This window comes from Prevotella sp. P2-180, assembly GCF_002251435.1.
Lineage (GTDB): Bacteria > Bacteroidota > Bacteroidia > Bacteroidales > Bacteroidaceae > Prevotella.
Genome location: NZ_NPJI01000110.1, coordinates 1 through 26,376 on the forward strand (window position 1 = coordinate 1; position 26,376 = coordinate 26,376).

General features: G+C 47.3%; 18 protein-coding genes, 1 tRNA gene and 2 pseudogenes. 3 read left to right on the plus strand and 18 right to left on the minus strand.

Annotated features, from left to right (window positions below):
* From CIK98_RS15325 to CIK98_RS15365, 11 genes and pseudogenes are all read right to left on the minus strand, one after another.
* Positions 1–319 (minus strand): annotated as a pseudogene (locus tag CIK98_RS15325) (hypothetical protein); the annotation flags it as partial.
* Between the two features lie 296 nt (positions 320–615).
* A complete protein-coding gene (locus CIK98_RS18375; protein WP_172409988.1) occupies positions 616–783 on the minus strand; it encodes a hypothetical protein in 168 nt (55 codons plus the stop codon).
* Between the two features lie 32 nt (positions 784–815).
* Positions 816–1,028, minus strand: a complete 213-nt coding sequence (locus tag CIK98_RS15330) for a hypothetical protein (RefSeq protein WP_094385775.1) — start codon at positions 1,026–1,028, stop codon at positions 816–818.
* A 180-nt stretch (positions 1,029–1,208) separates the two neighbouring features.
* Positions 1,209–1,334: a hypothetical protein gene (locus CIK98_RS18985; protein WP_256387788.1), complete on the minus strand. Its 126-nt coding sequence runs from the start codon at positions 1,332–1,334 to the stop codon at positions 1,209–1,211.
* Between the two features lie 153 nt (positions 1,335–1,487).
* Positions 1,488–4,451 carry a TIM-barrel domain-containing protein gene (locus tag CIK98_RS15335; RefSeq protein WP_094385777.1) on the minus strand — a complete coding sequence of 988 codons (2,964 nt, stop codon included), beginning with the start codon at positions 4,449–4,451 and terminating at the stop codon, positions 1,488–1,490.
* A gap of 259 nt (positions 4,452–4,710) precedes the next feature.
* On the minus strand, positions 4,711–6,600 hold the full coding sequence (locus CIK98_RS15340; protein ID WP_094385779.1) for a DUF349 domain-containing protein: 1,890 nt from the start codon (positions 6,598–6,600) through the stop codon (positions 4,711–4,713).
* A gap of 108 nt (positions 6,601–6,708) precedes the next feature.
* Positions 6,709–7,635, minus strand: a complete 927-nt coding sequence (locus CIK98_RS15345; RefSeq protein ID WP_094385781.1) for a magnesium transporter CorA family protein — start codon at positions 7,633–7,635, stop codon at positions 6,709–6,711.
* 350 nt (positions 7,636–7,985) lie between these two features.
* On the minus strand, positions 7,986–9,434 hold the full coding sequence (locus CIK98_RS15350; protein ID WP_094385783.1) for an aminoacyl-histidine dipeptidase: 1,449 nt from the start codon (positions 9,432–9,434) through the stop codon (positions 7,986–7,988).
* Positions 9,427–10,416: a lysylphosphatidylglycerol synthase transmembrane domain-containing protein gene (locus CIK98_RS15355; RefSeq protein ID WP_094385784.1), complete on the minus strand. Its 990-nt coding sequence runs from the start codon at positions 10,414–10,416 to the stop codon at positions 9,427–9,429. The genes CIK98_RS15350 and CIK98_RS15355 overlap by 8 nt, the downstream gene beginning before the upstream one ends.
* 83 nt (positions 10,417–10,499) lie before the next feature.
* Positions 10,500–10,964 (minus strand): MaoC family dehydratase, encoded by a 465-nt coding sequence (locus CIK98_RS15360; RefSeq protein WP_094385786.1) that lies wholly within the window; start codon positions 10,962–10,964, stop codon positions 10,500–10,502.
* A 118-nt stretch (positions 10,965–11,082) separates the two neighbouring features.
* On the minus strand, positions 11,083–12,849 hold the full coding sequence (locus CIK98_RS15365) for an SLC13 family permease (protein ID WP_094385788.1): 1,767 nt from the start codon (positions 12,847–12,849) through the stop codon (positions 11,083–11,085).
* Positions 12,850–13,042: 193 nt separating this feature from the next.
* Between CIK98_RS15365 and CIK98_RS15370 the strand changes: the two genes are divergently transcribed.
* Positions 13,043–13,828 (plus strand): peptidylprolyl isomerase, encoded by a 786-nt coding sequence (locus CIK98_RS15370; RefSeq protein WP_094385790.1) that lies wholly within the window; start codon positions 13,043–13,045, stop codon positions 13,826–13,828.
* On the opposite strand, the gene CIK98_RS15375 is transcribed toward CIK98_RS15370, so the two are convergent.
* The 7 genes from CIK98_RS15375 to CIK98_RS15405 form a co-directional block, all read right to left on the minus strand.
* Positions 13,773–14,951: a TolC family protein gene (locus tag CIK98_RS15375; RefSeq protein WP_094385792.1), complete on the minus strand. Its 1,179-nt coding sequence runs from the start codon at positions 14,949–14,951 to the stop codon at positions 13,773–13,775. The two genes, CIK98_RS15370 and CIK98_RS15375, sit on opposite strands and share 56 nt — an antisense overlap.
* 21 nt (positions 14,952–14,972) lie before the next feature.
* Positions 14,973–18,068, minus strand: coding sequence for an efflux RND transporter permease subunit (locus CIK98_RS15380; protein WP_094385794.1), 3,096 nt, complete (start codon positions 18,066–18,068; stop codon positions 14,973–14,975).
* 11 nt (positions 18,069–18,079) lie between these two features.
* The gene (locus CIK98_RS15385; RefSeq protein WP_094385796.1) at positions 18,080–19,306 is read right to left on the minus strand and encodes an efflux RND transporter periplasmic adaptor subunit; all 1,227 of its coding nucleotides are present in this window, start codon (positions 19,304–19,306) and stop codon (positions 18,080–18,082) included.
* A gap of 58 nt (positions 19,307–19,364) precedes the next feature.
* Entirely contained in the window at positions 19,365–19,766 is a 402-nt protein-coding gene (locus CIK98_RS15390; RefSeq protein ID WP_141210566.1) for a hypothetical protein, read from the minus strand.
* Positions 19,767–19,784: 18 nt separating this feature from the next.
* Positions 19,785–20,582: a 16S rRNA (adenine(1518)-N(6)/adenine(1519)-N(6))-dimethyltransferase RsmA gene (gene rsmA, locus CIK98_RS15395; protein ID WP_094385800.1), complete on the minus strand. Its 798-nt coding sequence runs from the start codon at positions 20,580–20,582 to the stop codon at positions 19,785–19,787.
* A gap of 81 nt (positions 20,583–20,663) precedes the next feature.
* Positions 20,664–20,734: transfer RNA gene (locus CIK98_RS15400), tRNA-Gln, on the minus strand.
* A 168-nt stretch (positions 20,735–20,902) separates the two neighbouring features.
* Entirely contained in the window at positions 20,903–21,850 is a 948-nt protein-coding gene (locus CIK98_RS15405; RefSeq protein ID WP_094385801.1) for a helix-turn-helix transcriptional regulator, read from the minus strand.
* Positions 21,851–22,249: 399 nt separating this feature from the next.
* Here CIK98_RS15405 and CIK98_RS15410 point away from each other — a divergent pair.
* Positions 22,250–24,196, plus strand: a pseudogene (locus CIK98_RS15410) (TonB-dependent receptor plug domain-containing protein); the annotation flags it as partial.
* A 103-nt stretch (positions 24,197–24,299) separates the two neighbouring features.
* Positions 24,300–26,369 (plus strand): TonB-dependent siderophore receptor, encoded by a 2,070-nt coding sequence (locus tag CIK98_RS15415; protein ID WP_094385805.1) that lies wholly within the window; start codon positions 24,300–24,302, stop codon positions 26,367–26,369.
* Positions 26,370–26,376 lie beyond the last annotated feature (7 nt).

The window sequence follows — 26,376 nt, forward strand, 5'->3', positions numbered from 1 at the left end:
TATAGTATTGGCTCAGCCCATAGTACTTCGTCTCCGGCTCACCTTCATAATATATGTAGGACTGGCGGATGAGCGTGTCCATATCCACATCTAAGCCCGACTTGTCCTGTGCCATGGTAAAGAGCAGGCCATAGCGCGCCCTGTCTGATTTTGACAACAAGTATCTGTCAACAGTTGACAGCAAAGCCAAGGATGAATCCGGAGATTGCTCGACAATCCTCTCGGCTTCATCCATGATTTTCGCATTCCTGCCGCATGAGCAAAGCATTGTCAGCAGCAATGCAATAAGTAACGTAAAACATTCTTTAGTCCTATTCATTGCCATTAAAGATGCGGTAGAGAAATCAATTATTAATTGCAGTTGTTTCCATAACTATAATGCATTAATTTTATTTATTCGGGGACAAAGTTACAATTTAAGTTTGAATCCACCAAGGTTTTTTGGGAAAAACTTGGCAATAATCTTATCGGCTTCATCCATGACTTTCGGCGGCTCAGAGTGCCATATTCCAGAAGCTCGGGAGCATAGCCGATGTTGGCGGTATGACCCGTGCCGAGCGCCTTCAATACGATGAGGCGCTGAAAAAGTTCCGCGACACCATCAGTGTATTATTCTCAAAAAACCATATCATCCATGGATAGCCCCTTTAAGCTTATCTCCTTGTTCTGGAAATTGTGGCGTTGCATATAGGCCACCTTCTCCGCTAATCGGGCAGGATTATATTTCTTGGCATTGCGCTTCACTTCGTATGCCTCCAATTCGCCATCAATCGTTTCTGTCACTATATCTATCTCGAAATCGTCCTGATTGCCTTTTATATTCTGACCACCCGATTTCCACCAACCACCAATCTGCTGGTAGCGGCATGACTTACTGTCTGACTGCCCTCCTTGGCACCTATCGGGCGTTTCTTGCGAATGATTCCATAGTTTTCCTCGAGCACCTTCATCTGTCCGCCAAGACTCTTCATGCCCGTGGCCGCCTCTATCTCACTCTGGGTCACATCGCCACGGGCTATTTGTCCCAAGATGCAGAAGTAGGTGCCATACTGACAATCAGCAAGGAAAGCTGTTGGGACAGTTGTTCCATAACTAGTATCACGACCGTCCCATAACTATGGAACACTCGTCACTATAGTCATGGAACGGACGTCCCAAAAGCTATGGAACAACCGTGATACAAGGCTGTGGTACAGTCGTACCAAAAGTTAGGGAGTTTTCAGTTCTTCCGCAATGCTTACCATGCGACTTCCGCCATCTTTCGTCATTGTAAGCGTCTCCACGATGACGTTTTGCGGAAAGGAATGGTGACAGACAAAATCGTCTGTCACCATTCTGTCACCATGCTAAACGTCTATGTACTAATTGGTTATATTAGAATAGTGACAGATGACAGATAAAATAAAAATTATCACGCGTATACTAGTAATAGCTGACATCACTTCATCTATTATTTACTTAAGAGTTTCGCATGTGCTCAACTCTAATTACATCTTCACTGTGAGAGCCTTGCCGTTGTACTGCACCAGTTTGCCTTGCGGATTGTCGAGGTTGAGTGGTGTGCCGTCAGTGACAAGAACGACATTGAAGCGGCGTGTCTTCAGCATGCCGTTGAACGAGCCGCGGCGGGCACCGATGGTGAGGGTCTTAGAGGCATCGTCCCACTGGAAGAGAATCTTCGACGACTTGCCTTTCTCATAGTTGTAGTTTACGCCTTCGTCTTCATAGAGTTCAAACTCGCCGTTGGATCCTGTATAGACGTAAAGGTTGATGAGTTCGGGCTTCTTCTCGTCGCTCCACTGAATCTCCGGGCCGAAAGGAACGATGGACCCCTCGCGCACAAAGACAGGCATCTTCTCGTATGGAGCTGATACGCAGACGGTCTTGCCGCCTTCATAGCGCTTGCCGGTATAGAGATCGTACCATGCCGACTGTTTTGGGAAGTAGACGTCGCGAGAACGAGCCTTGTAGGTGCCCACCGGACATGCCATAAAGGCTGGACCAAACATCCACTGGTCGCCGATGTTGAGCACCTTCTCGTCGGAGGCAAAGTCCATAACAAGGCCGCGCAACATTGTGTAGTCCTTATAGTTCACCCAGCCTGCCATAGAATAGAGATATGGCATCATGCGGTAGCGGAGCTTGTCATAATATACGATGGAGTTGTAGCATGGATGACCTTCGGGTGCGAGGTTCCATACCTCGCGGTATGGCCACTGGCCGTGAGCACGATAGAGAGGTATGAAGCACCCAAACTGGTTCCAGCGTGCGTTGAGCTCTCGCCACTCCTTGAGGTCTTCATTTTCATATCCGTTTTTCTCGAAAAGTTTCTGAGCGGCCACATAGCGGTTCTCTACGCAGAAGCCTCCCTGGTCCATTCCCCAGAATGGAACACCTGCCATTGAGAAGTTGAGTCCGGCTGTCATCTGTGCTCTCATGTCTTCCCATCGTGTACCGATGTCGCCGCTCCATGTGGCGGTAGAGAAGCGTTGTTCGCCTGCAAATCCGCTACGTGTGAGTAGCAGTACTCGCTTGTTGTTGTCAACAGAACGCTGACCATTGTAGATGGCGTCGGCGTTAACCACTGAATAGGCATTGAAATACTCGTCGCTGGTGCCCATGGCTGTAGGTCCGCAGAGCAACTTACGATACTCTATTGGAGTACAGTCGCGTACGTTTGGTTCTGAGGCGTCCATCCACCAGCAGTCTATGCCAATGGTGTAGAGGTTGTCGTGCATTTGCTGCCAGAATAGTTTTCTCGCACCTGCAGAGTATGCGTCGTAGAAAGAGCCGAGATAGCCGGGGCCAACCCAGTCGCGTATATTGTCCTTTATGGCCTGCTGATACATCCATCCGTTTTTGTCAAACTCTTTGTAGTTGTCGGTAGAGGAATAGTACTTTGGCCAGTGGGAGATAAGTATGCGGGCATTGTTGTCGTGGATATAGTCAATCATGCCTTTAGGATCGGGGAAGCGCTTCGGGTCGAACTTGAAGCTGCCCCACTTGTCTTCTTCCCAGTAGAGCCAGTCCTGTACCATCACGTCGACCGGTATCTGACGCTTACGGAACTCTCCGAGCACACCTTCCACCTCTGCCTGTGTATTGTATTTCTCACGGCTCTGCCAGAATCCGAGCGACCACTTTGGCATCACTTGTGCACGTCCAGTTAGGAAGCGGTAGCCTTTGATCACGTCGTCGTAGCTGTTGCCAGCAATGAAGTAGTAGTCCATTTCCTTGTCCATCTCAGCCCAGATAGACATGCGGTTCTGCTCGGCTTCAGACTGTGGTGTGGCTGCACGCAGTCCGCAGTATGCCACTCCACCATCGGGTTGCCATTCCACACGCAGCGGAGTACGTTCGCCTTTCTTCAGGTCGACTTCAAACTTATAGGCATTGGGGTTCCATGCCGTGCGCCATCGTTCTGGCACAACAAGGCGTCCGCCCATATATACCTTCACATATCCCGAGTAATAGAGTATGAAACGGTATTTTGCCGTGGTTGGAGCTTCTATTTCTCCCTGATATACGACGTTTGACTTTCCGAGGTTGATGTCCTGCGGCAGAAGTCCCACGACACCAGAGTGCTCATAGTAGAGAGAGTCTTCGCGACGCTCAATTATCTTGCCTGTCTCTTCAGTATAAGTACCAGTGAGCGAGCCTGGGTTACCGTTTTTGTCATACAGTCTGAAGGCGCGGTGTAGCTGCTGGTAGTTGTTGGGATTGCCCCATCGTCCGTAGGAGTAGGAGTCCCAGAGAATACCATAATTCTTATTGCTCACCACAAATGGTATCGACACTTTTGTGTTATACTGGAAGAGTTCTTCGTTGCGTCCTTTGTAGTTCATCTCTTCCGACTGATGCTGTCCGAGTCCGTAGAAAGCCTCGTCGGCTGGAGAGTCAAACACTACGTTCCATGAGTAGCCAGAACGGTCGTCCAATGATAGTTTGTTAAGGTCAGTTGTCTTTCCCCAGTTCACCTCGTCTGGCGATGTTGGTCGATAGTTTTCCGGCAGTTCTGTCTGGTTGGATATATATTTTGTGAATGTCTTGCTTCCGTTAGCTTCCTTCAGCAACACCTTTCCAGTGGTTTTGTCGAAGAAGGTGACGCGTCCGTTATTTTTGTCGACGGTGACTTTCAGTTTTGCTGTCTCGACGATAAGGTTCTGTGAGTCTTCCTTCACATCGGCTTTGTATTTTCCTTCACGGTTGACCACAACGAGGCTTTTACGCTTTGTAGGGATGGCATCGTCGGGAGTGGCCTCAACACGAATGATGTCGTCGCTTACGACAGTGAGTCGCATGGCTTTCACTTGGTTCTTACTTGTCTGAGGAATCTCAAGACTGATTTTTCTTCCGTCACGCACGTAGCCGGCAGCGTCGGCGCTTACGGCAGTGCCGATTGTTGCGGCAAACAAGGCCGTAGAAAAGATTATTCTAAATTTCTTTTTCATATTATAATTTTTTTAGTTATGTTACGTAAGTGTTCCACTTTTGGTGGTAAGGAGTTTTGGGTTGAATTGCGTTGCAAAGATAGCGATAATATTTGGAAAAATGTGATAAAAATGTTATTCTTTGATGTAGGTTTCGTTAATTATTAGCATTTAATACATAAAATATGACATAATAATATATATAATAAGGGCAGGTTGATATTTGTCAGCCTGCCCTAAATGTATTTATGTGATTAAATAATATACTTGTATCAGAGAGTTATAAGTCGTCTGCCTGCTCGTTAATAGCCCTTATTTTGTCTTTCACAAGTTCTATCTCGTCTTTGAGTTTCTGTACCTTTCGCTTCATCTCGTCGATGAGGCTGTTGCCTTTTTTGCTGCTTGCATTGAGGAAGCCAAGATTGTTTTCATATGTCTGTGCCTCGCTCTTTAGTTTTTCGTACTGGTTTATCAGACGCTGGCGTTCGTTACCAAGAGCGTTTCCGCCCTTCTCAGCCGCCACGTTCTTAATTTTCGCCTTGAAGTTGTTAAGACGCTTTCTAGAGGCTGAGATATTCAGTTTTTTATAGATTTCCCTAACCACTGTATGGTATTCGTCGTATACTTTGTCTTTCTCCTTGAAAGGCACGTGTCCGACAGCGTTATATTCCTCCACGAGTTCCTGCACTTTCTGCTGCGCTCCTTCTTCGGGGTTGTCTGCCAGTTCTTTGAGTTGTGCTATGATGTTACGTTTTTTCTCAAGGTTGGCATGTTCTTCGTTGCGTTGTCCAGCACCTTCTTTATTGCGTGCCTCGAAGAACTCGTTGCACAGTCCCAGGAACTCCTCCCAAAGCTGGTCGCCCTGCTTTTTGGGGACGACACCGATGGTTTTCCATTCTTTCTGTAGCTGTACGAACTTGTCTGAAGTTTTTCTCCACTCCTTACTGTCCTTCATTGCCCTTGCACGCTCGATAAGTTCGCGTTTCTTTTCTATGTTTGCCTTGTAGGTTTCCTTTAGAGTTTTGTAGTACTCTGTTTTCATGTTGAAGAACTTGTCGCATGAAGAGCGGAAGCGTTCGAAGATCTTCACGTTCATTTTCTGTGGTGCAAATCCGATGGTTTTCCATTCCTTTTGTATTTCCATCAGTTCTGCTGTATGTTTTTCCCAGTCGGCGAAATTATTATTCGGTTCTTCCACGAGAGCCTCAATTTTTTCACAGAGTGCAGTTTTCTTCACAAGATTATCTTCTTCCTTTGCCCTGAGGTCTTCAAAATACTGCTGGTGTCTTTTGTTTACGATGGTTGAAGCAGCCTTGAAGCGGTTCCATATTTCCTCTCTCTGTTCCTTAGCCACAGGTCCAGTCTCCCTGTATTCCTGATGGAGTTTCTGCAGTTGTCTTGAAGCACTGATGACATCCGGTTCGTCTGCAAGTTTTTCCGCCGCTTCGCAGAGAGCAGTTTTCTTTTCAAGGTTTTTCTTGAAGTCGTATTCCCTTGCCTCGATGTTGAGCTTAAGCATATCGTAGAACTGCTCGACATAGAGTTGGTAATTTCTCCAAATTTCGTTCACCATGGAAGCCGGAACATTTTTGATTTCCTTCCATTCCTGCTGTAGTGCCTTGAATTCGTTGTATGACTTATTGGCCTCATCAGGCGAAGTGACCATGGTTTTTATTTTTTCGATAATCTCAAGCTTTCGTTTGAGATTATTTTCTTTTTCTTCTTCCTGCTGTCGAAGAAGTTTAGCCCTTCTTTCCTTCACGATAATCATTTCGGCCTTGAATGCTTCCTCCTCGTCGTCGGGGAGTATTTGGAAAGACGCCTCGTCGCCACCATTATCGATGTGTGCCTTAAATGCAGCCTCACGCTCGGCGATGTGCATTTTGTAGAAAATCGTCTTCAGGAAGTCCACCTCGTCCTTGTCGGGTTCGTCTTCTCCTTGTGCGATTTCCCTTAATCGTTCGACTACCTCTTTTTTTGAGGAATAGACACGCCGTTCCTCTGCAGGAACATCGTTGCATACGGGTGTTTCTACTTCAGAAGTCTCCTGTGGCATCTGTGCCACTTCTGGGTTTTCTTCCTGATTTTTCACTTCTTCGGTGCTCACATTTTCTGTGTTCACTTCTTCAATTTTTCCTGTTGCCAGGTCTTTCTCTTGAGAGTCCATCATTTCACTTTTTATTAGTTAATGAATCGGTACGATACAAAATTTGGCACAAACTTACGCAAAATTTCTTTAACAGCCTAATTTTTGGACGTTTTTTTGCAAAAAAAACGACTAAATGAGGCGTTTATGGCGGAAAATCCACCAAAACAGGCCTGAAATGGCCACTGAAATGACAATTGCGATGACAAAACCATAGTGACTTTCTTCCATGCCGTTTACCAGATTCATACCAAAGAGACTGGCTATGAGCGTAGGAAACATCATGAGAATAGACACCGATGTAAGCGTTCGCATCACCGTGTTCATATTATTGTTGATAATGGACGAATATGTGTCCATGGTCGACTCGAGAATGTTGGAATAAATGTTTGTGGTCTCGCGGGCCTGTGTCATCTCAATATTCACATCTTCTATAAGGTCGGCATCGAGTTCGTCAATCTGGAGTTTGAACTTCAGTTTTGAGAGTAGCGTCTCATTTCCTCGTATAGATGTGATGAAATAGGTGAGCGAGTCCTGCAGTCTGCTCAGTCCTATGAGCGACTCGTTATTTACCTCCCTGTCGAGGTTTCGTTTTGCCTTTTCAATGAGGCTATTGATTTGTTTCAACCGTTTTAGATACCAAACGGCAGAGGAGAGGAACAGGCGGAATATCATGTCGACATAATCGGTGAATCCCTCACCTCTTTTCTGTTGATAGCTTACGAAGTCTATCATCATGTTTGTCTCGTAATAACAGACTGTGATGGTGACGTCGCGCTTATGGATGATGCCTAATGGCACTGTGGTGTAAGGAGTTCGAGAACGTATCTCTTTCACGTATGGTATACGAAGGATTATGAGCATCCAGCCGTCGTCGTACTCATAACGGGCACGCTCGTCGGTATCGCTAATGTCCGACATAAAATAGTCGGGTATATTGAATTGCTTTTCAAGCAGCAGTTGGTCTTCTTCTGTAGGACATGTTACTTGAATCCAGCAGTTTGGTTCCCATTCGTTAATGGCGGTGAGTCCGCCGTTTGTGTTCCAGTATGTACGCATTGTTCCAATCCAAAATAGTTATACAAAAACAGTTAAGACCCTTTGGTCTCACACAAATGTCGATATGGCAAGAGGATTGGCGTCTTGCCATCCTCACGCCTAAATACTGAAGTTTTCCGCGTGATAATCGTCCATAATTGTTGCAGTTTTATTTTTTTCGGTGCAAAGGTATAAAAAAAATGAAGAATGAAGAATGAAGAATGAAGAATTTTTCGTCCCGTAACGATTTTTTAACAAAAAAGGAGAGTTAAGGAGTTAAGGAGTTAAGACAAATGTCTAAGCCACCAAAAATCGTGAGTGACTCACTATTGTCTTAACTACTAAACTCCTTTATTCTTATAAATCGACACTTAAATTTCTTCCAGTGCCTGCTTCAAGAGATTCCAGAAGGGTTCTACTGTCGGGATGAGTGCACGCTCACCTGTGGTGTGTGGCGACTTCATCGTAGGCCCTAAGGAAACGACGTCGAGGTGTGGATACTTGCCGAGAATGATAGAGCACTCCAGTCCGGCATGGTCTATCTGTATGATTCCGTCCTTACCGTTCTGCTCTTTATAGATGCGGAGCAGATGGTGGAGTATCGGGCTTTCGGGATTCGGGTCCCAGCCGCCGTAGCTTCCGGCTGTCTCTACCTTCATGCCAGCCATATTAAGACAAGAAGCAATCATGTTGACTACATAGTCTTTCATGTCCTCGCGTGCTGAACGAGGCAGGAGCTTAATGAGTGCGTTGCCGCCTTCGATGTCGATGATAGCAAGGTTGCTTGATGTCTCCACTACATGAGGATATGCAGGTATCATGCGCACCACTCCATCGTGAACGGCATATATGGCATCCACAAGATTGTCTTGTATCTCTTCGGGGAGTTCGGTCTTTGGTGTCTCCACATCTTCCACGAAGAATTCTATTCCGCTTTCTATTCCCTTATACTCGTCTTCGAAGTCAGCTTTCCAGTCTGCCACGAGTTCCTTCAGTGCCTCAACGTTTTCTTTTGGTAACGTGAGCACCACCACGGCCTGGAATGGTATGGCGTTGCGCATGTTTCCGCCGTGCCATGTGGCAAGACGAGCCTCACAGTCGGCAATGGCTTCGCGCACGAAGCGAACCATGAGTTTATTGGCATTGGCGCGGCCTTCGTTTATTTCCAGTCCAGAGTGTCCTCCACGCAATCCCTTGAGTGTGACACGCACTGCAGCGTCGTCAGGGTCGGTGTCCACCTCCTTATATCCGAGGGTGGCTGTGACATTGATTCCGCCTGCGCTACCAATCACGAACTTGCCCCAGCACTCAGAGTCGAGGTTGAGAAGCACGTCGCCATGCAGTTCGTCGGCAGGCAGGGCATTGGCACCAAACATGCCAGTTTCCTCGTCGGCAGTAATGAGAGCCTCCACAGGTCCGTGTTTCAGTGTCTTGTCTTCCATTACGGCCATTATTGTGGCCACACCAATACCGTTGTCGGCACCAAGCGTTGTTCCTTTAGCCTTTACCCATTCTCCGTCGATATAAGTCTCGATGGGGTCAGTCTCGAAATTGTGTGTGCTTTCAGGCGACTTTTGCGGCACCATATCCATGTGAGCCTGAAGAATCACCCCCTTCTTTCCCTCCATACCTGGTGTTGCAGGCTTGCGCATTACAATATTGTCGGCAGGATCCTTAAAGGCCTCCACACCTACTCTTGCGGCGAAGTCAAGAAGAAATTGTTGAACTTTCTCCAGATGTCCTGACGGACGTGGCACTTGTGTCAGTGCGTCGAAGTTTTTCCAGATGCACTCTGGATTAAGGTTTTTAATTTCACTCATAGCATTTTTTGGTTTTTATAAAATTCAAAGCCACCCATGCCCATATACCGAGCACGATGACAAGCATTGTCTGGACTGTATGTACGATTAATACGAAGTATAATGCCTTCTCATCGGCCACTCCATATAATATCAGCATTGTTTTCACGGCAAAATGCCACGGTCCGGCACCATTGGGAGTTGGCACCAAAACGGCAATGCTACCCACCACAAAGGTGACCATGGCACAGCCTATTCCCAGATCTGACGTGAAGTCGAAGCAAAAGAAAGTGAGGTAATAATGAAGAAAATAGCTCACCCATATTCCAAGTGTAAAAAGCACGTAAAGCGGAATGTTGCGTACATCTTTCAGCGAAATTATACCTTGCCATATACCACCAAGTGTAGCTTTCACCTTATTATATATTGAAAGCTTCTTGAGAAGGAAATGGAGAAGCACGAGGCAGGCTATACCACATACTATTGTGACAAGATATCCGGCTGCCGTGAAACGGTGCAGCACCGAATCGACACTCGTGCCGGTACGGTCGAAAAAGACGTTGAAGACGCTCAATTGGGCGAGAAGAGTCACTCCAGTAACACCAGCCACTACCAGAGAGTCGATGGCTCTCTCGGTGACCACTGTACCTAACGCCTTGGTGAACGAAACCCCGTCGACTTTCTTCAACACACCGCAACGAGTGAACTCACCGATACGTGGCACCAGGAGGCTTGCAGCATATGAGAGGAAAACAGCGTTGACACTTGTTGAACGACGAGCATGTTCGCCTATCGGGTCGAGCATCTGTTTCCATCTCCATCCGCGGAAAGCCTGGGCTAGTATGCCGAACGGAAACGACAAAAGCATCCACGTCCAGTCCATCTCATGCAACAAGACATGGCTCATACTGTCGAAGTCAAATCCACGGTACATCCAGTAGAGTATGGCCCCACCCAACACTATCGGCAGAAGTATCTTAATTATGGCGTTAGATATTTTCATCAAATGTCACGACTCTTCATTCTTCATTCTTCACTCTTCATTCTTCACTCTTCATTCTTCACTCTTCACTCTTCATTCTTCATTTACTCAAAATAATAGAGAAACGTGGCCACACCTTCAAGAGCCTTCTTCTTCTGGTCCTTTATCTCGATGGCAAACTTTATCTCTGCCTTCACCGTGCCACGAAGATTGGCAATCGACAAAAGGTCGGCAACAAGACGGATAGACTCGCCAGACTTCACAGCCTGACCGAACTTCATCTTGTCCATACCATAATTCACCATCATTTTCAGGTTATTCACCTCAATAATCTGATTCCACAGATAAGGAAGCATAGAGAGAGTGAGATAGCCATGGGCAATAGTAGTTTTGAAAGGACTTTCCACGGCAGCTTTCTCTGGATTCACATGTATCCACTGATGGTCGAGAGTGGCATCGGCAAAGAGGTTGATACGTTCCTGTGTCAACTCTACATAGTCTGACACACCGATATTCTTGCCGAGCATTGCGGCAAACTCTTCATAATTGTTTATTACTACTTTACTCATTGTTGTTTTTTGTTTATTATACGTAGTTTATCCTAAAACGAGTGCAAAGATAGCGTTTTTTTTTAATTGTACAAAAGAAAAATTGTGAGTAATTCTTTTTTATACATAGTTTAACTGATTACAGATACAGCAAGCTAACGATAAACACGTTTGCGGCAAGTATGATGAAATTCATAGGCAAGCCAATTTTCACAAAGTCGACAAAACGGTAGCCGCCTGGTGAGTAGACAAGCATGTGGGTGGGAGAACCGATAGGAGTGGCGAAACTCGAAGCGGCAGCTATCATCAGGCCCATGCAGAAAGCCATCGGGTCGCAACCTAAGGTGATGGCAGCGTCGTAGGCTATTGGGAAGAACATGGCGGAGGTAGCCGTATTGCTAATAAACTCTGTGGCAAACGTAGTGACAAAACAGATGGCAGTCAGAACGACAATAGGATTAGAACCGCAAACATCGAGCAAGCCCTGGGCAAGAAGTTCCGACAAGCCAGTATGCTCTATAGCCTTTCCTAAGCAGACGCTTCCGGCGAACACCATCAGAGCCTTCCAGTTGATGTTGTCCTCAGCCTGTTTTATGCTGCAACACTTTGTAAGCAACATGGCGAAAGCCGCCAAGAAACAGGCGCGAAGCAACGGCATGACATTGAAGGCGGCAAGGAGAATCATAGAAAGCATGATAACTGTTGAGACAATGGTCTTGACGCTATAGTTGGCCACTGTCTCTGAATCGAAGAAACAGAGGTCGTGCTTCATGCCTTCCTTGTCTATGCCGCGACCCTCAAACATCAATGTGTCGCCTGCCCTGAGCACCACCTCGTGTGGACTTGTCTCAATGCGCTCGCCGCTACGTGCCACAGCCACGAGCACCATGTTGTGCGACTTCTCATAATCGGCTTCCACTATTGTCTTGCCTATCAGGGTGCTTGTGAAGGTAACGTATGCAGTGCTTATCTTCCTGCGGCGGTCTACGTCGTTGAGCCTGTATACATGTTCCGTAGCACTCACAAGCTCGTGGCTCTTCTTCAACTCCAGTATCGCGCTTACGTCGCCGCTGAATATCAGGCGGTCGCCGCCAAACACATAATCATTGTCATCCACGGGCGAAATGATTTCCTTGTCGAAACGCACTATCTCAACCAGACGTCCACCATTGATGTCGGCAAGTCCGCACTCCTTCACCGTGTCACCCACAATCTTAGACTCTGTAGGGACAAGAAGCTCAACAGTATAGTCGCTGATAGACTCAAACGACTCGTCGGGAGACTTGCGGTCGGGAAGCATACGACGCATGGCAATGACAGAGAGAATGAGTACACACACGCAGAACAAACCGGGAAGAAGAGGCTCAAAGAAAGATATCACATCACCGGTCTTTTCCTTGTAGAAACCAGCAATGACAAGGTTGGTAGGAGAACCGATGATGGTGCACACGCCACCCAAACCGGCTGCATAGCTCAACGGAATGAGCATCTTTGAAGGTGTGATGCTGAGTTTCTTCGACCAAATCTTCACCACATTGATAAACAGCATCACCACAGTGGTGTTGTTAAGCAACGAACTGAGAATAGCCACAGGCAACATCAGCTTGCTGACGGCACGTGCATACCCTTTCGGCTGTCCAAGCAGATTTTTCACCACCCACTGCAGCACACCTGTATGCACCAGTCCAGTGACCACGATAAACATTATTCCGACAACGACAACCGTCTCGGAACTAAATCCCGAGATAGCTTCTTTCACAGGCAGCGAACCGCTGATTATCAACGATCCAATTCCTCCGAGAAACACCATCTCCACAGGCAACTTGGTTTTTAACAGCAAACCAAACATCACCACTACGATTGCGATGGTGTACCATGCATGAATGTCTAATCCCAATAATTCCATTATTTTATTATTATAATTTATTTTCTACTTCTTATGAGTTCACTCCATTACTTACTAAAGTAGAGAATTTACTTACGATAACCGCTGCAAAGGTAACAAATATTCATTAAAAATATTATTTTTTTGAGCAATATTTTGTATTTTCCACATCTTTATTTATCTTTGCACCATCAAAATCAACACTTTTATCATTATGAAAACAATCATCTGCGCCATAATCATGGCATTCTCACTGGGACTGAGAGCCCAAGAAAGCAACAACTGCAAAGAAGTGTTGCTCGAGACAACAGCTGGCAACATCAAACTGAAACTCTACAACGAGACACCACTACACCGCGACAACTTCCTAAAGCTCGTCAACCTCCACGTCTATGACTCACTACTTTTCCACCGCGTCATTAAAGACTTCATGATACAGTGCGGCGACCCGAAGAGCAAAGAAGCCAAACCTGGAGATTTCCTCGGCGAGGGCGATCTTGACTGGACCGTGGAACAAGAACTGCGTCTGCCACAACTATATCACCGCCGCGGAGTGCTTGCCGCCGCACGTGAACCAGATAGCGACAACCCTTACCGCGAGTCAAGCGCATGCCACTTCTACTTGGCTTGGGGGAAGACTTTTACCGATGCTGAGCTCGACAAGATGCAGCAGCGCCTCGACACACTCTACGGATACCGAGTGAAAATTACTCCTGAGATGCGTGAGACATACAAGACCATTGGCGGCATTCCGCATCTCGACGGAGGATACACCGTATTTGGCGAGATAGCCGAAGGACTCGACGTGCTGGAAAAAATACAGCAGACGGCCACCGACGAGAATGACCGTCCGCTGGAAGACGTAAGAATCCTAAAAGCTACCGTAATAGAGAAGAAGCCTGCAACAGTAAAAAAGAAGCCTGTCGCAAGAAGACGTCCTGCTGCTAAAGCAGGAAGTCAGTCAGCTCAGCGCAAGCCTTCTGGCACTCGCGCTCGGTAGAAAGCACATTGTCGATTGCATCGTAATAGTACGACAAACCTACAAGATATTCTACAACAGATATCTCACCGGCTTTAAGGGCCTTGGCAAGCAGCTGGCTGTTGTCGGCTTCAGCCAAGGCCTTTTTCGATGTCTCTACAGCCTCAACGAGTCCCTTTGCGCGAAAGTATCGCTCTTGAAGTATGCCGTAAAGCTGTCCTTTTGCATCGTCGCGAACCGCATCGGCAGCCTCGCTCTCACGCTTGGCTTGTCTTATGCGGCGTCCGCTGCTCCACAACGGTACGCTCAGGCCAACTGTAAGACCCTGAAACTGCTCGCCCATGGTCTTCTCGCTCATGTAGCCAAGAGAGATGGAAGGAAGGGCAGACTGACGGACAGCAGATAGCTGACTGCGGGTCATAGCCGTCTGGCTCTCGGCATAACCAAATGTGGGATGTGAGGCCATCACCTGATTGTACCAAGAATCGAAGTCGGAAGGCAGGTCGGGCATGATGAAAACCGTGTCAGCCACCTTCACGGCCTGTCCTCCATTAAGTCGTGCAAGTTGTGTCATCACCGCCTGTTGCTCAGCCTCAGCCTTTTTCATCTCAGTAGTTATCTGCGACAAGCTCAGACTAACATTATTTAATTCGAGTTTGTTGCTAGCCCCAGTCTCAAGACTACGCTTCTGAGCCAGATAAATGGCATTGGCATGAGTCATTCTCCGCTCAAGCTCAGCTATATACCTATTATAATATATAGCGTCGATAAGAGCTTTCTTAGCTTCAAGCAGTATGACACAGCGTTCAGACTTATACTGCCAGTCTACCATGTCGTCTCGACGTTTTGCCACTTTTGTTTTTGCACCAGTTATAGTAGGGAAGTCAAATTCCTGACTTACGCTAATGTCGGTTCGGTTGCCTATCGACGAAGGGTTTCCCCATAGTCTGTTCACTCCCAATTCCGGGTCGGCAAGTGTATTGTCGGCATGATTAGCTTTTTTCTGTGCCTCCACAGATTTCTGCATTGCTTTCAACGTAGTGTTGTTGACCTCTATCTCCGCCAACGCTTTTTCTATGCCATTTTGTGCAAAGAGCGTTGAACCAGCCATCATGGCTAAAAATAATACTGTACCTCTGTTCATATCTTTAATATTTTTATATCCTCACTTTTCTCCCCTTGCACCTCTCTCCTCACTCAAAAGATACATTACCGGAATGATAAACCCGTTGAGTAATGTGGAAGTGAGAAGTCCGCCAAGAATAACCTTTGCCATCGGGCTCTGGATCTCGTTTCCAGGCAAGTCTCCGCCAAGCACCATAGGTATTAGGGCCAAGGCAGAAGTTAAGGCAGTCATGAATATTGGATTAAGACGGTCTGCCGACCCTTGAAGCACACACTGCTTCAACGGCATGCCATTTTCACGCAGGTCGTTGTATCGGGAAACGAGAAGCATTCCGTTACGTGTGGCAATTCCAAACAGCGAGATGAAACCAATGATAGAAGGAATGCTCACCACACCACTCGTCATCCATATCGCCACCACACCGCCTATCAATGCCAATGGCAGATTTATCATCACCACAGCCGATTGTCTCACGCTTCTGAACTGACTGAACAGCAACATGAAGATGACAAGCAGCGACAACAGCGAAGTGATGGTAAGAGTGCGGGAAGCCTGCTGCTGACTCTCAAACTGTCCGCCGTATTCCACATGATAACCCTCAGGCATATTTACGTTTTCGTCCACCTTGTGCTGTATGTCTCGCACCACTCCCAAGAGGTCCCTTCCAGCCACATTGCACGATACCACCACCTTGCGCTGTGCATTCTCACGGCTTATGGTGTTCGGGCCGGCAGTAGATGTTATCTCCGCTATGTTTTCTAGAGCCACCTTACGACCTCCGGCATCAACCATAAGATGTCTGATGCCCCAAATGCTTTGTCGGCTGGCATCATCCACTTTAAGTGTAAGTGCAAAGGTCTGGTTTCCCTCAAACACTTGCGACACCTCGCGACCTTCTAGCAGAACCTCAATCATGTCAACAAACTCAGGCATGGTCACGCCATATTTTGCAAGTATCGTACGTTTTGGCTTTATCGTGAGCTGCGGACGCTCCACCTGCTGCTCTACGTTAAGATCAGCCACTCCCTCTATATCCTTAATACTAGACTTTATCTCGTTGCCAATTTTAAAGATGTGGTTAAGGTCTGGACCAAACACCTTTATCGCAATGCTTGCCCTCGTTCCTGAGAGCATGGCGTCGATGCGATGGCTTATGGGCGAGCCCACTTCTATGTTCACTCCAGGAATCTCCGACAGCTTGTGGCGAATGTCGGCAAGAAGTTCGTCTTTCGAACGGTCCTTTAGTTCGTATGGAGCCTCTATCTCCGAAGTGTTCACACCAAGAGCATGCTCGTCGAGTTCGGCACGCCCTGTTTTCCTTCCCACCACCTTTATCTCGGGTACAGAAAGCAACAGTTCCTCCGCCCTTCGTCCAATCTTGTCAGACTCTTCAAGGGAAATGCCAGGCAAAGTGCTTACGTTTATGGTGAAAGAGCCTTCGTTGAATGGTGGCAGAAAGCTACTTCCAAGACTGGCAAATACAGCTATGGCTGCCACAAGAGCCACACATGTTGAAGCGACAACGGCAATCTTTTTATCTATGACCCTTTCCAAGGCCGTGGTATACCATGCCTTTAGCTTGCGTGCCACTATCGGTTCTTGTCCTTGCCCGTTAACCTTTCCCTTTCCCAGGAGATAGCTGCACATCACCGGTGTCATGGTAAGTGCCACAACGGTAGAGGAGCACAATGCCACGATGAATGCCACCCCAAGCGGCTGTAGCATTCTGCCTTCCATGCCCGAAAGAAAGAATATGGGCACAAAGCTTGCAATGATTATCAGAGTTGAGTTGAGAATGGGCAGACGCACTTCCTTCGACGCCTCGAATATCACCTCTATCACAGAACTTTGCTCTGCTTTGGGCAACATTCTGTTCAAACGCAGTCTACGGTAAACATTTTCCACGTCCACTATGGCATCGTCCACCAGTGATCCTATGGCAATACACATACCTCCAAGACTCATCGTATTGATAGTCAATCCCATAAAATGTAACGCCACGATGGCTGCAAGCAACGATAGTGGTATGGTAACAAGCGATATCAATGTTGTGCGCACGTTCATCAAGAAGAGGAACAACACTACCACTACAAGCACTCCACCTTCAATGAGAGCGTTTTTAACATTGTCAATACTGCTCTCGATAAAACGCGATTGTCGGTAAACATCCGTAGAGAGTTTCACATCAGCTGGCAGACTCTTCTTAAGCAAGACGATAGTGGAATCAAGAGCTTCTGTGAGTTCGAGAGTGGACACGGATGGTTGTTTCGTCACTGTCATTATCACGGCAGGCTTGCCATTATATGAAGCGGTACCCATGCGCGGCATACGGTTACCCACCATCACTTCAGCTATTGCGTCAAGACGAATGGGCATTCCCGACGGCGACTTTTTCACCACAGCCTTGCCTATCTCCACCGGATCGTTGGTGGTGAGCAATCCTCGTATGATGTATTCGTTGCCATACTCGTAAAGAGTGTTGCCCGCAACATTGCGGTTCATGTTGCCCACTGCGTTAATCACCTCGTTAAGACCAACATCGAAATGCTTCATACGCTCAGGGCTAAGCTGTATCTGGTATTCGCGAATGTCGCCACCAAGCACGGCCACCTGAGCCACACCACCCGAAGCCATAAGACGCGGACGAATGGTCCAGTCGGCAAGTGTGCGAAGCTGCTGAAGCGAGGTAGTGTCGGATGTGAGCGACACAAACATCAGTTCGCCGAGTATCGACGACTGTGGACCTAACGTAGGACTACCTATACCTTGCGGCAAGGCATCATTCACAGTAGAAAGCTTTTCGGTCACAATCTGTCGGGCACGATACACATCCGCCCCCCAGTTGAATTCTACCCAAACCACCGAGAAACCATTTGTTGATGACGACCTTACTCGTCGCACGTCGGTAGCACCATTCACGGCCGTTTCAATAGGAAATGTCACAAGTCGTTCCACTTCCTCGGCAGCCATGCCCTTCGCCTCCGTCATTACGACAACTGTGGGGGCGTTAAGGTCAGGAAAGACATCCACCTCCATGTTGTCGGCCGTATATAGGCCGCCTATGGTCAGCAACACTCCAAGTATGAGCACTACAAGGCGATTGTCGAGTGAAAATCTGATTATTTTGTTTAACATGGCCTGTGATGTTAATGGTTGTGATTATGTCCTTCAGGAATGACAGAAGACGAGGCAGCAAGCTTCACCTGATATGCTCCTTCAGTCACTATACACTCTCCGGCTTTCAGTCCTGACAATATCTCTGTGCGCACTCCGTCAGTTTGCCCTATCTTTACTTCACGTTTCTCAAAAATGCCTTCTTCACCTTTATGTTCATGGCCTTCATGAGCCTCGTGATCATGGTCTTCGTGTTCATGGTCTTCATGAGCCTCGTGATTATGGTTATGTTTCTTTACATACACATAGTAAAGTCCCTGTTCCTCGGTAAGGGATGTATTAGGCACAGTGATAACATTTTGTTTTTGCTTTAGCAACAAATAGACTTCGACAAACGAACCTGCAATGATATCGCCCACGTTGTCAAACTCAAAAGTGGCTGGCAAATAAGCAGAACCTTCGGGCAGTGTGCGGCTATAGGATATTAGTTTCCCGTTCAGTTCCGATAGTTTATAAACGTTGTCATTACCAGTGGCCTTGAAGTTTGCACTCCTGATATCGTTCATGTTACGATAAGCACATTCCGGTACATCCACCACCAGTTGCTGTCGTCTGTTTTGAGTCACAACGGCTATTGGATCACCAACGTTTACATAGTCACCCGACTTCACAATAAGCGACTTTATGAAGCCTCCCATTCCAGTAGTCACAACTGCGCTTCCACTTTTCGATGCTGCAATGCCTTCATAAGCCGCTTTTGCAGTCTGATAGTTTAGTCTTGCTTGTTCATACTCCCGTTGCGACACGATATTCTCGTCGGCCAGAGGTTTCACTCTTTCCATCTCGCTCTTTGCGGCTTCAAAGGTAGCCTTTGCCTTGGCAATAGGGTCGCCGTCTTGCAAGTGACGGGCGGTAATGTCGGCCAGTGGCTGTCCACTGCCAACTTGACTTCCTTCCGATAGCGAAGCATTTCTCCAATAAACGATCCCGCTTATTGTAGCAGATACAGTTTGTTCGTCGCCCTGTCTTCTTACTATCTGTCCGGCCGCCTTCATCACTGCGGTGAAATCTCCCGGTTCAACAGTCTCAATATCCACTCCGGCTTTTTCCATCTGTTCGTATGTCATGACTATTTCGCCGGAATGATCTTCTTTTTCTTCTCCCTCATGGTCGTGAGCGCCATGACGTTTTTCTCCCGGATGACAACTTGCCATAAGGCATGCTGCCATCAATATACTATAAATTCCAATGTGTTTCATATTAATTCTTGTTTTAGTTAACTAAATGTCTTAAGTTTCGCATGTGCTTAACTTCCCCTTAACTAAAACACGGCGGCGCCCTCAGGCCACTCACCCCTCCATAACCTTCCAGAACATTAATGGTTGAGCGGCAGAAATGATTTTTCAGTTCGGATATGTGAACATCCTTTATATGCCATTCATATCCGAACACAACAAACAGCGGCAAAAGGCAAAGATCGGCAACATTGCGGTTGTAGTTTGCCCTTACATCAAGCCACTGTGCATTTTTTATACACGACGAGCAATCATGGTCTTCTCCATGATGTCCGGTATGTGTGTCGTTTATACGATTGTCGATGCTACATCTTTCCATCACTACACATACTTCCTCACCATGATGATGATGAGGTATCATTGGTGCAATCAGCACAGCCAACGCTCCAAGAGTACATGCAATAAAAGAAAGAAAGTTTTTCATCTTCACCTTATTTATATATTATATAGTAGCCAACTCCGTTTCCACCATGTTTGTCAACTCAACAAATTCTTTTATTGTCAGCTGTTCGGGGCGTCGGGTCATAATATCATGAGAAAAGAAGCCTTCACTGACAGTGTGGTCTGCGAACAATGGCCGCATACTCACTCTCAACATTTTTCGACGTTGGTTGAACACTGTTTTCACAACTCTCTTAAACAGTTGTTCGTTGCATCCAAGACTGGTGGTCTCATTGCGGGTCATTCTTATCACCGCACTCTTAACCTTAGGCGGAGGGTTAAACACACCTTCATCCACAGTAAACAGATACTCCACATCGTACCATGCTTGTATCATCACGCTCAATATACCATAAGCCTTCGTGTTAGGCTGAGATGCCATACGTTGCGCCACCTCTCGTTGTATCATACCCGTACAGCAAGGTATGAGGTCTTTGTTGTCGAGCATTTTGAAGAATATCTGTGACGAGATGTCATACGGATAATTTCCGGTGAGCACAAATTGTCGTCCTTCAAAAATCTTCGATAAATCCATTCTCAGAAAGTCCTCTCCCAATATATTGTCGCGAAGTCGTGGGAAGCGTTCATAAAGATAAGCCACCGACTCTGTATCTATCTCCACCGCCTTCACTTCACGCGGTTTTTCCACAAGATACTGCGTAAGCACTCCCATGCCCGGTCCGACTTCCAAAATGGGAAGTTCCGGGCATGCGTCCACTGTGTCCGCTATGCGTTTTGCTATTGTGAGGTCTGTGAGAAAATGTTGACCGAGATTTTTCTTTGGGCGTACCTGTTTCATAAAATAACATTATTAATGGAGCTCACACTCCTTTTGGCATAAACAAAAGAGCGCAACCTCGAAAGATTGCGCTCTTCTTTGTTGGGATACCCGGACTCGAACCAGGAAAGGCAGGACCAGAATCTGCAGTGTTACCATTACACCATATCCCAATTTTGTATTGCAATCGTTTGTTCCCTGATTGCGACTGCAAAGGTACTGACTTTTTCTTAATCCTCCAAATCTTTTTGCTATTTTTTTTAATATCGTCCTTATTTTTTCTTGTTTTCTTACAAAAATCACCTCTTTTCCTTCAATTTTCCACCCTATTTCCTGTTTTTTTATATCTGCGGCATATCTATCATATTGTTGGCAATGGCGTATATGGTTAGACCTGCAAGAGAGTGTATCTGGAGTTTACGCACTATGTTGCGTCGATGAGTGATAACCGTATTTACGGATATAAACAGGCGGGAGGCTATCTCCTTGTTGCTCATGCCCTGCACCAAACACACTATTATCTCCCTCTCGCGCTCAGAAATTGACTCTGTGCTTTCAGGACACTTTATCATACTCGTGATACGGGCGGTGACATCGTCGGCCTTCACTTTCTGCTCAAGCAGACGGATGGCAGGCACAAACAACACTTCCTCCACATTGCTATGGTTGGTAAGCCATTCTTCGTTGTTGTAAATGTCGTAGAGAGTGCCCGTAAGTTGATGATTGGCAAGACTGTTGTGTGGCAGATATTTTATTATGATGTTTTTTAGCTCCTGAAACTTGCCTGTAGTGTCGCTGTGATGCTTTGAAAATATCTCCACATTATAATTAGGTATGCGCTCACCACGCAGCAAAGCTTCAACATAAGGGAAAAGGGTTTTCTCCTCATATTTCATGTGAAGATGGATGTCGTGGGCATACTCGTCGTAAAGACGCAGTATGAGTGGGGCAAGGCCGCTGCCATCCGCCAACGACTCCTCAAGCCTTCGTCTGATGGTTGGAAGCTGATAATCGAGGAAAAAGGTATGGGAGGCACGCAGATAGCCCAAGAGGGTCTTCACCGAGATTTTCTCGTCGGTTTCCTTCGGAGCATATCCATTTATTAGAAAATTCACCACTATAACAAAAGTGTAACAGTCAACTCCTTGTTCGTGACATACTTCTTCCACTGTCTTGTCGCCAAAACCAAGATGTATACCAAAGGCCCCCAGGCCTTGCAGCATACTGTAATTGTCGCTAATGAGGTCAATCATCTTGTCGTCGGCCTCGTAAAGTTTCATCCTCTTCATGTTATTTCGGTCGCTATTTTGGCTGCAAAGATAGTACTTTTTCATCATTCACACAATACTTATTTTTAGGTATTAGCATTCTTTTTTGCGAATTAACATCATTATTATTTATTACCCCAATAACATGTTATTATTAAACATAACGCCAATGCCGGAAACGAATACCACCTTTTGAGTATTTCACAACCCGATATATTGCCTTACCTTTGCACCCGAAAACAGAATAAAACAGGAAAAACAGAAATGAAAAAGAACTTTTTATCGATGGCCATAATGGTTACTATGGCGACGCTGACACACAAAGCAGAAGCAGCAAAACAATACATCATGGATAACAACGACAAAGAACTGTCTTACAAAGATAGTCACGACCACGACATACACCGTACCGTAAACCTCGACGACGTGGTTGTATCGGCCAACAAAAGCGCTATGAAAAGAAAGGATGCACCAGTAGTGGTGAACGTCATCAGCGCAAAACTACTTGAACAAGTAAACGCGCCCGACTTGGCAAAAACCCTTTCATACCAGTCGGGATTAAGAGTAGAAAACAACTGCCAGAACTGCGGATTCCCACAGGTGAGAATCAACGGACTGGAAGGGTCATACTCACAGATACTTATCAACAGCCGACCCGTAGTCAGTTCGCTTGCAGGTGTTTACGGATTGGAACAGATACCAGCAGCCATGGTCGACCGAATAGAGGTAGTAAGAGGCGGTGGCTCGGCTTTGTTTGGAGCAAATGCCGTAGGAGGAACGATAAACATCATAACCAAAGACCCGAAAAGCAACTCCTTCGAATTCAACAACACACTCTCGTCTATTGGAGGGAAAGCGTGGGAAGACAACATGGGGGCAAACGCCTCGATAGTGGCACACGACAACTCCTACGGACTCGCCCTTTATCAGACATACCGCAACAGACAACAGTACGACCACGACGGCGACGGTTTTTCGGAACTCGGAAAGCTCTCGGCCCACACCTTCGGCCTACACAGCTTTTACCGCCCGACACAGTTCACACGCATAGGTTTGGAATACCACACCACCAACGAATTCCGCCGCGGAGGCAACAAGTTTGACCTTGAGCCGCATCTTTCCGACATAACGGAACAAACACGCCATATAATAAACAGTGGAGGACTTACCTACGACATTGCATGGAAAGAATGGGCTCACAAGGTATCGCTCTTCTCTTCGTTGCAACACATAGACCGCAACAGCTACTACGGCGCCCAACAAGACCCCGACGCATACGGCAAGACCAAAGACCTCACCTATGTGGGAGGCGCAACTTACACAGGACGCTTCAGCCGTCTGCTTTTCGCTCCCGCCACATTAACCGGAGGTATAGAATACCAATACAACACCCTCCACGACATCATGACAGGCTACAACCGCGACCTCAAACAAGACGTGAAAATTGCCAGTGCCTACGGGCAGGGAGAATGGACAGTCAACCGCATCACACTGCTTGCCGGACTGCGCATCGACAGCCATAACCTCATAGACAATCCTATAATCAGTCCGCGACTGAACATGATGTGGAAAACATCTGATAATCTACAGGCACGCCTAACCTGGTCTACTGGATTCCGCGCACCACAAGCTTACGACGAAGACCTTCACGTAACGGCTGTTGGTGGCGAAGGAGTGCTGATAAAACTCGCCGACGGATTGAAACCGGAAAAGTCCAACAGCATTAGCGGATCTGTAGACTGGACATTCCGCCACGGCCATTTTCTCTTCAACATCTTGGGCGAGGCATTCTACACCTCACTGACCGACGTTTTTTACCTTCAGAACATTGGTGTTGATCCCGACGGAAACACTGTACAGGAACGATGCAACGGCAATGGTGCAAACGTCTATGGCGTAAACTTCGACGCAAGGGCAGCCCATGGCCAAAACTTTTCATTGCAGGCCGGACTCACACTCCAGCGCAGCCGCTACAAGGAGTTGACCACATGGAGCGAAAACCCAGAAGTGGCACCAGTGAAGAACATGCCACGCACTCCCGACATCTACGGTTATTTCACGATGAACCTGAAGCCAGCCAAGCGCCTTGACCTTTCCATGTCGGGCATCTATACAGGCCGCATGTACGTTCCTCACTTCGGCGAGACAGACGAAATGGTGCATACACCCGACTTCATAGAGCTTTCCGCCAAGGCTTCCTACACATTCTCGTTAGGCCATCATCTGAAACTCCAGCTCAACTGCGGCATCCAAAACCTCCTCAACGCGTTCCAAAAAGACCTCGACCGCGGCGAATTCCGCGACTCTGGTTATTTCTATGGTCCCACCCAGCCCCGCACGCTTTTTGTCGGAGTAAAGGTGTTTTAATGAAAATTCTTCATTCTTAATACTTAATTCTTCATTCTTCATTCTTCATTCTTCATTTTTTTTGTACCTTTGCACCCGTTTTTTAACACATAATAAATAAACAATGTACAACAACAATTCAAACAAGAAGCAGGGCACAGTGGTGTTCAAGCGTTTTGGACGCAAAGGATACTCACTGTTCTCGGTTCTTGGACGCGAGGTGCTCATCAGCGTTCTCAGCGTTGCCACACTTCAACATGCAAGCGCAGGAAGCGTGAGCATGAAACCTGTGTCGGCAGACACTATCGCAACCAAGACCGACCGCGAGATGACACTCAACGAAGTGAGCGTCACCGGCTCAAGGGCACCACTCACAAGAGCCCAAGCAGCGAGAATGGTAACTGTACTGGAACGCGCCGATATTCAAGCGGCTCCGGTACAAAGTGTTAACGATTTGCTGAAATACGCCGCAAGCGTAGATGTCAGACAGCGAGGGCCAATTGGCGCGCAAACCGACATTAGCATCCGAGGCGGTAACTACGAGCAAATCACCATCCTACTCAACGGCATCAACATTTGCGACCCGCAAACCGGACACAATGCCTTCGATTTCCCAGTCGACATTAGCGAAATCGAACGCATAGAAGTGCTGGAAGGGCCAGCCGGAAGAGTCTACGGAACCTCTTCCCTTCTCGGTGCCATCAACATCGTCACACGTCCACATTCTTCCACCAGCGCATCCGCACATATCGAAGGCGGAAGCTACGGCTATCTCTCTGCCGGGGCAAGGGCAAACGTGGCATGCGGCAAGTGGAACAACCAGCTCTCGGGAAGCTACACCCGCTCCGATGGCTACTCACGCAACAAAAACGGCGGGCTCAACGCCGACTACAGCGGCGGGAAGGCTTTTTACCAGGGGTCTTACGACGACACTGACATCTACGTCAACTGGCACGCGGGACTCTCGGCAAAGGGCTATGGCTCAAACACATTCTACGGAGCTAAATGGGACGACCAATATGAGCACACACTCAAAACCTACACAGCCCTTCAGGCAGAGACCAAGCGCGGACGATTCCATCTAAAGCCATCAATATACTGGAATCACTCGGAAGACCGCTTCGAACTCTTCCGCGACGCCCCAAACACCTATCCCTTCAATTATCACCGCACCGACATCTTCGGCGTCAACCTCAATGGTTATTTTGACTGGATTCTCGGACGAACAGCCGTTGGAGCCGAACTGCGCAACGAAGACCTCTTGAGCGGCAACCTCGGCGAGCCTCTCGACAATCCTCACCACATCAGCGGCACCGACCGCTACTACGACCACGGCATCAACCGCACCAACGTAAGCTTTGTGGTGGAACACAACATTTTGCTCCACCGCTTCACACTGTCGGCAGGATTGGTGGCTGTAAAAAATTCATGGAACGGAATGAACATGAAGGTCTATCCGGGTGTTGACGCGAGCTATCGCATAGGCAACGCATGGAAAATCTTCGCTTCCTACAACACCTCGCTCCGAATGCCCTCAGTCACAGAACTTTACTACTCTGTGGGAGGACACGTGGCAGACAAGAATCTCAAGCCCGAAGAAGTGAGTGCAATAGAAGGAGGATTGAAATACTCCATCAATGGTGTCACCGCCCAGGCCAGTGTCTACCATAACAATTGGAAAAACATGATAGACTGGATTCGCTATACTTCCGATGGGGCAGACGCTCCATGGCAGTCGGTAAACTTCACAGAGGTGAAGGCTACCGGATTCGGCGCCCAACTGAACCTCAACTTCCGGCAGTTGCTCCCCACACAATCGTTGCTAAAGTCATGGAACACGTCATACAACTATCTGTTCCAGGAGAAAGACATAGCCGCTGACGTTCAAAGCAAGTATTCATTGGAATATCTTCGCCACAAGCTCGTATCCAACCTGCAGCTCAACCTCTGGAGCCGTCTCGACCTTGGAGTTAACTTCCGTTGGCAAGACCGCCGCGGCACTTTCACCGATTTCGACGGCGAGGTGAAGTCCTTCACCCCCTACTCCATCGTCGATGCCCGTCTTTCATGGACAGCCCCGAAGTATAAACTCTATCTCGAGGCCAACAACATTTTCGACAAGACCTACGTGGACTACGGCTGCGTACCGCAGCCCGGAACATGGTTCATTGCCGGAATGACGGTAGAACTTTGATAAATGA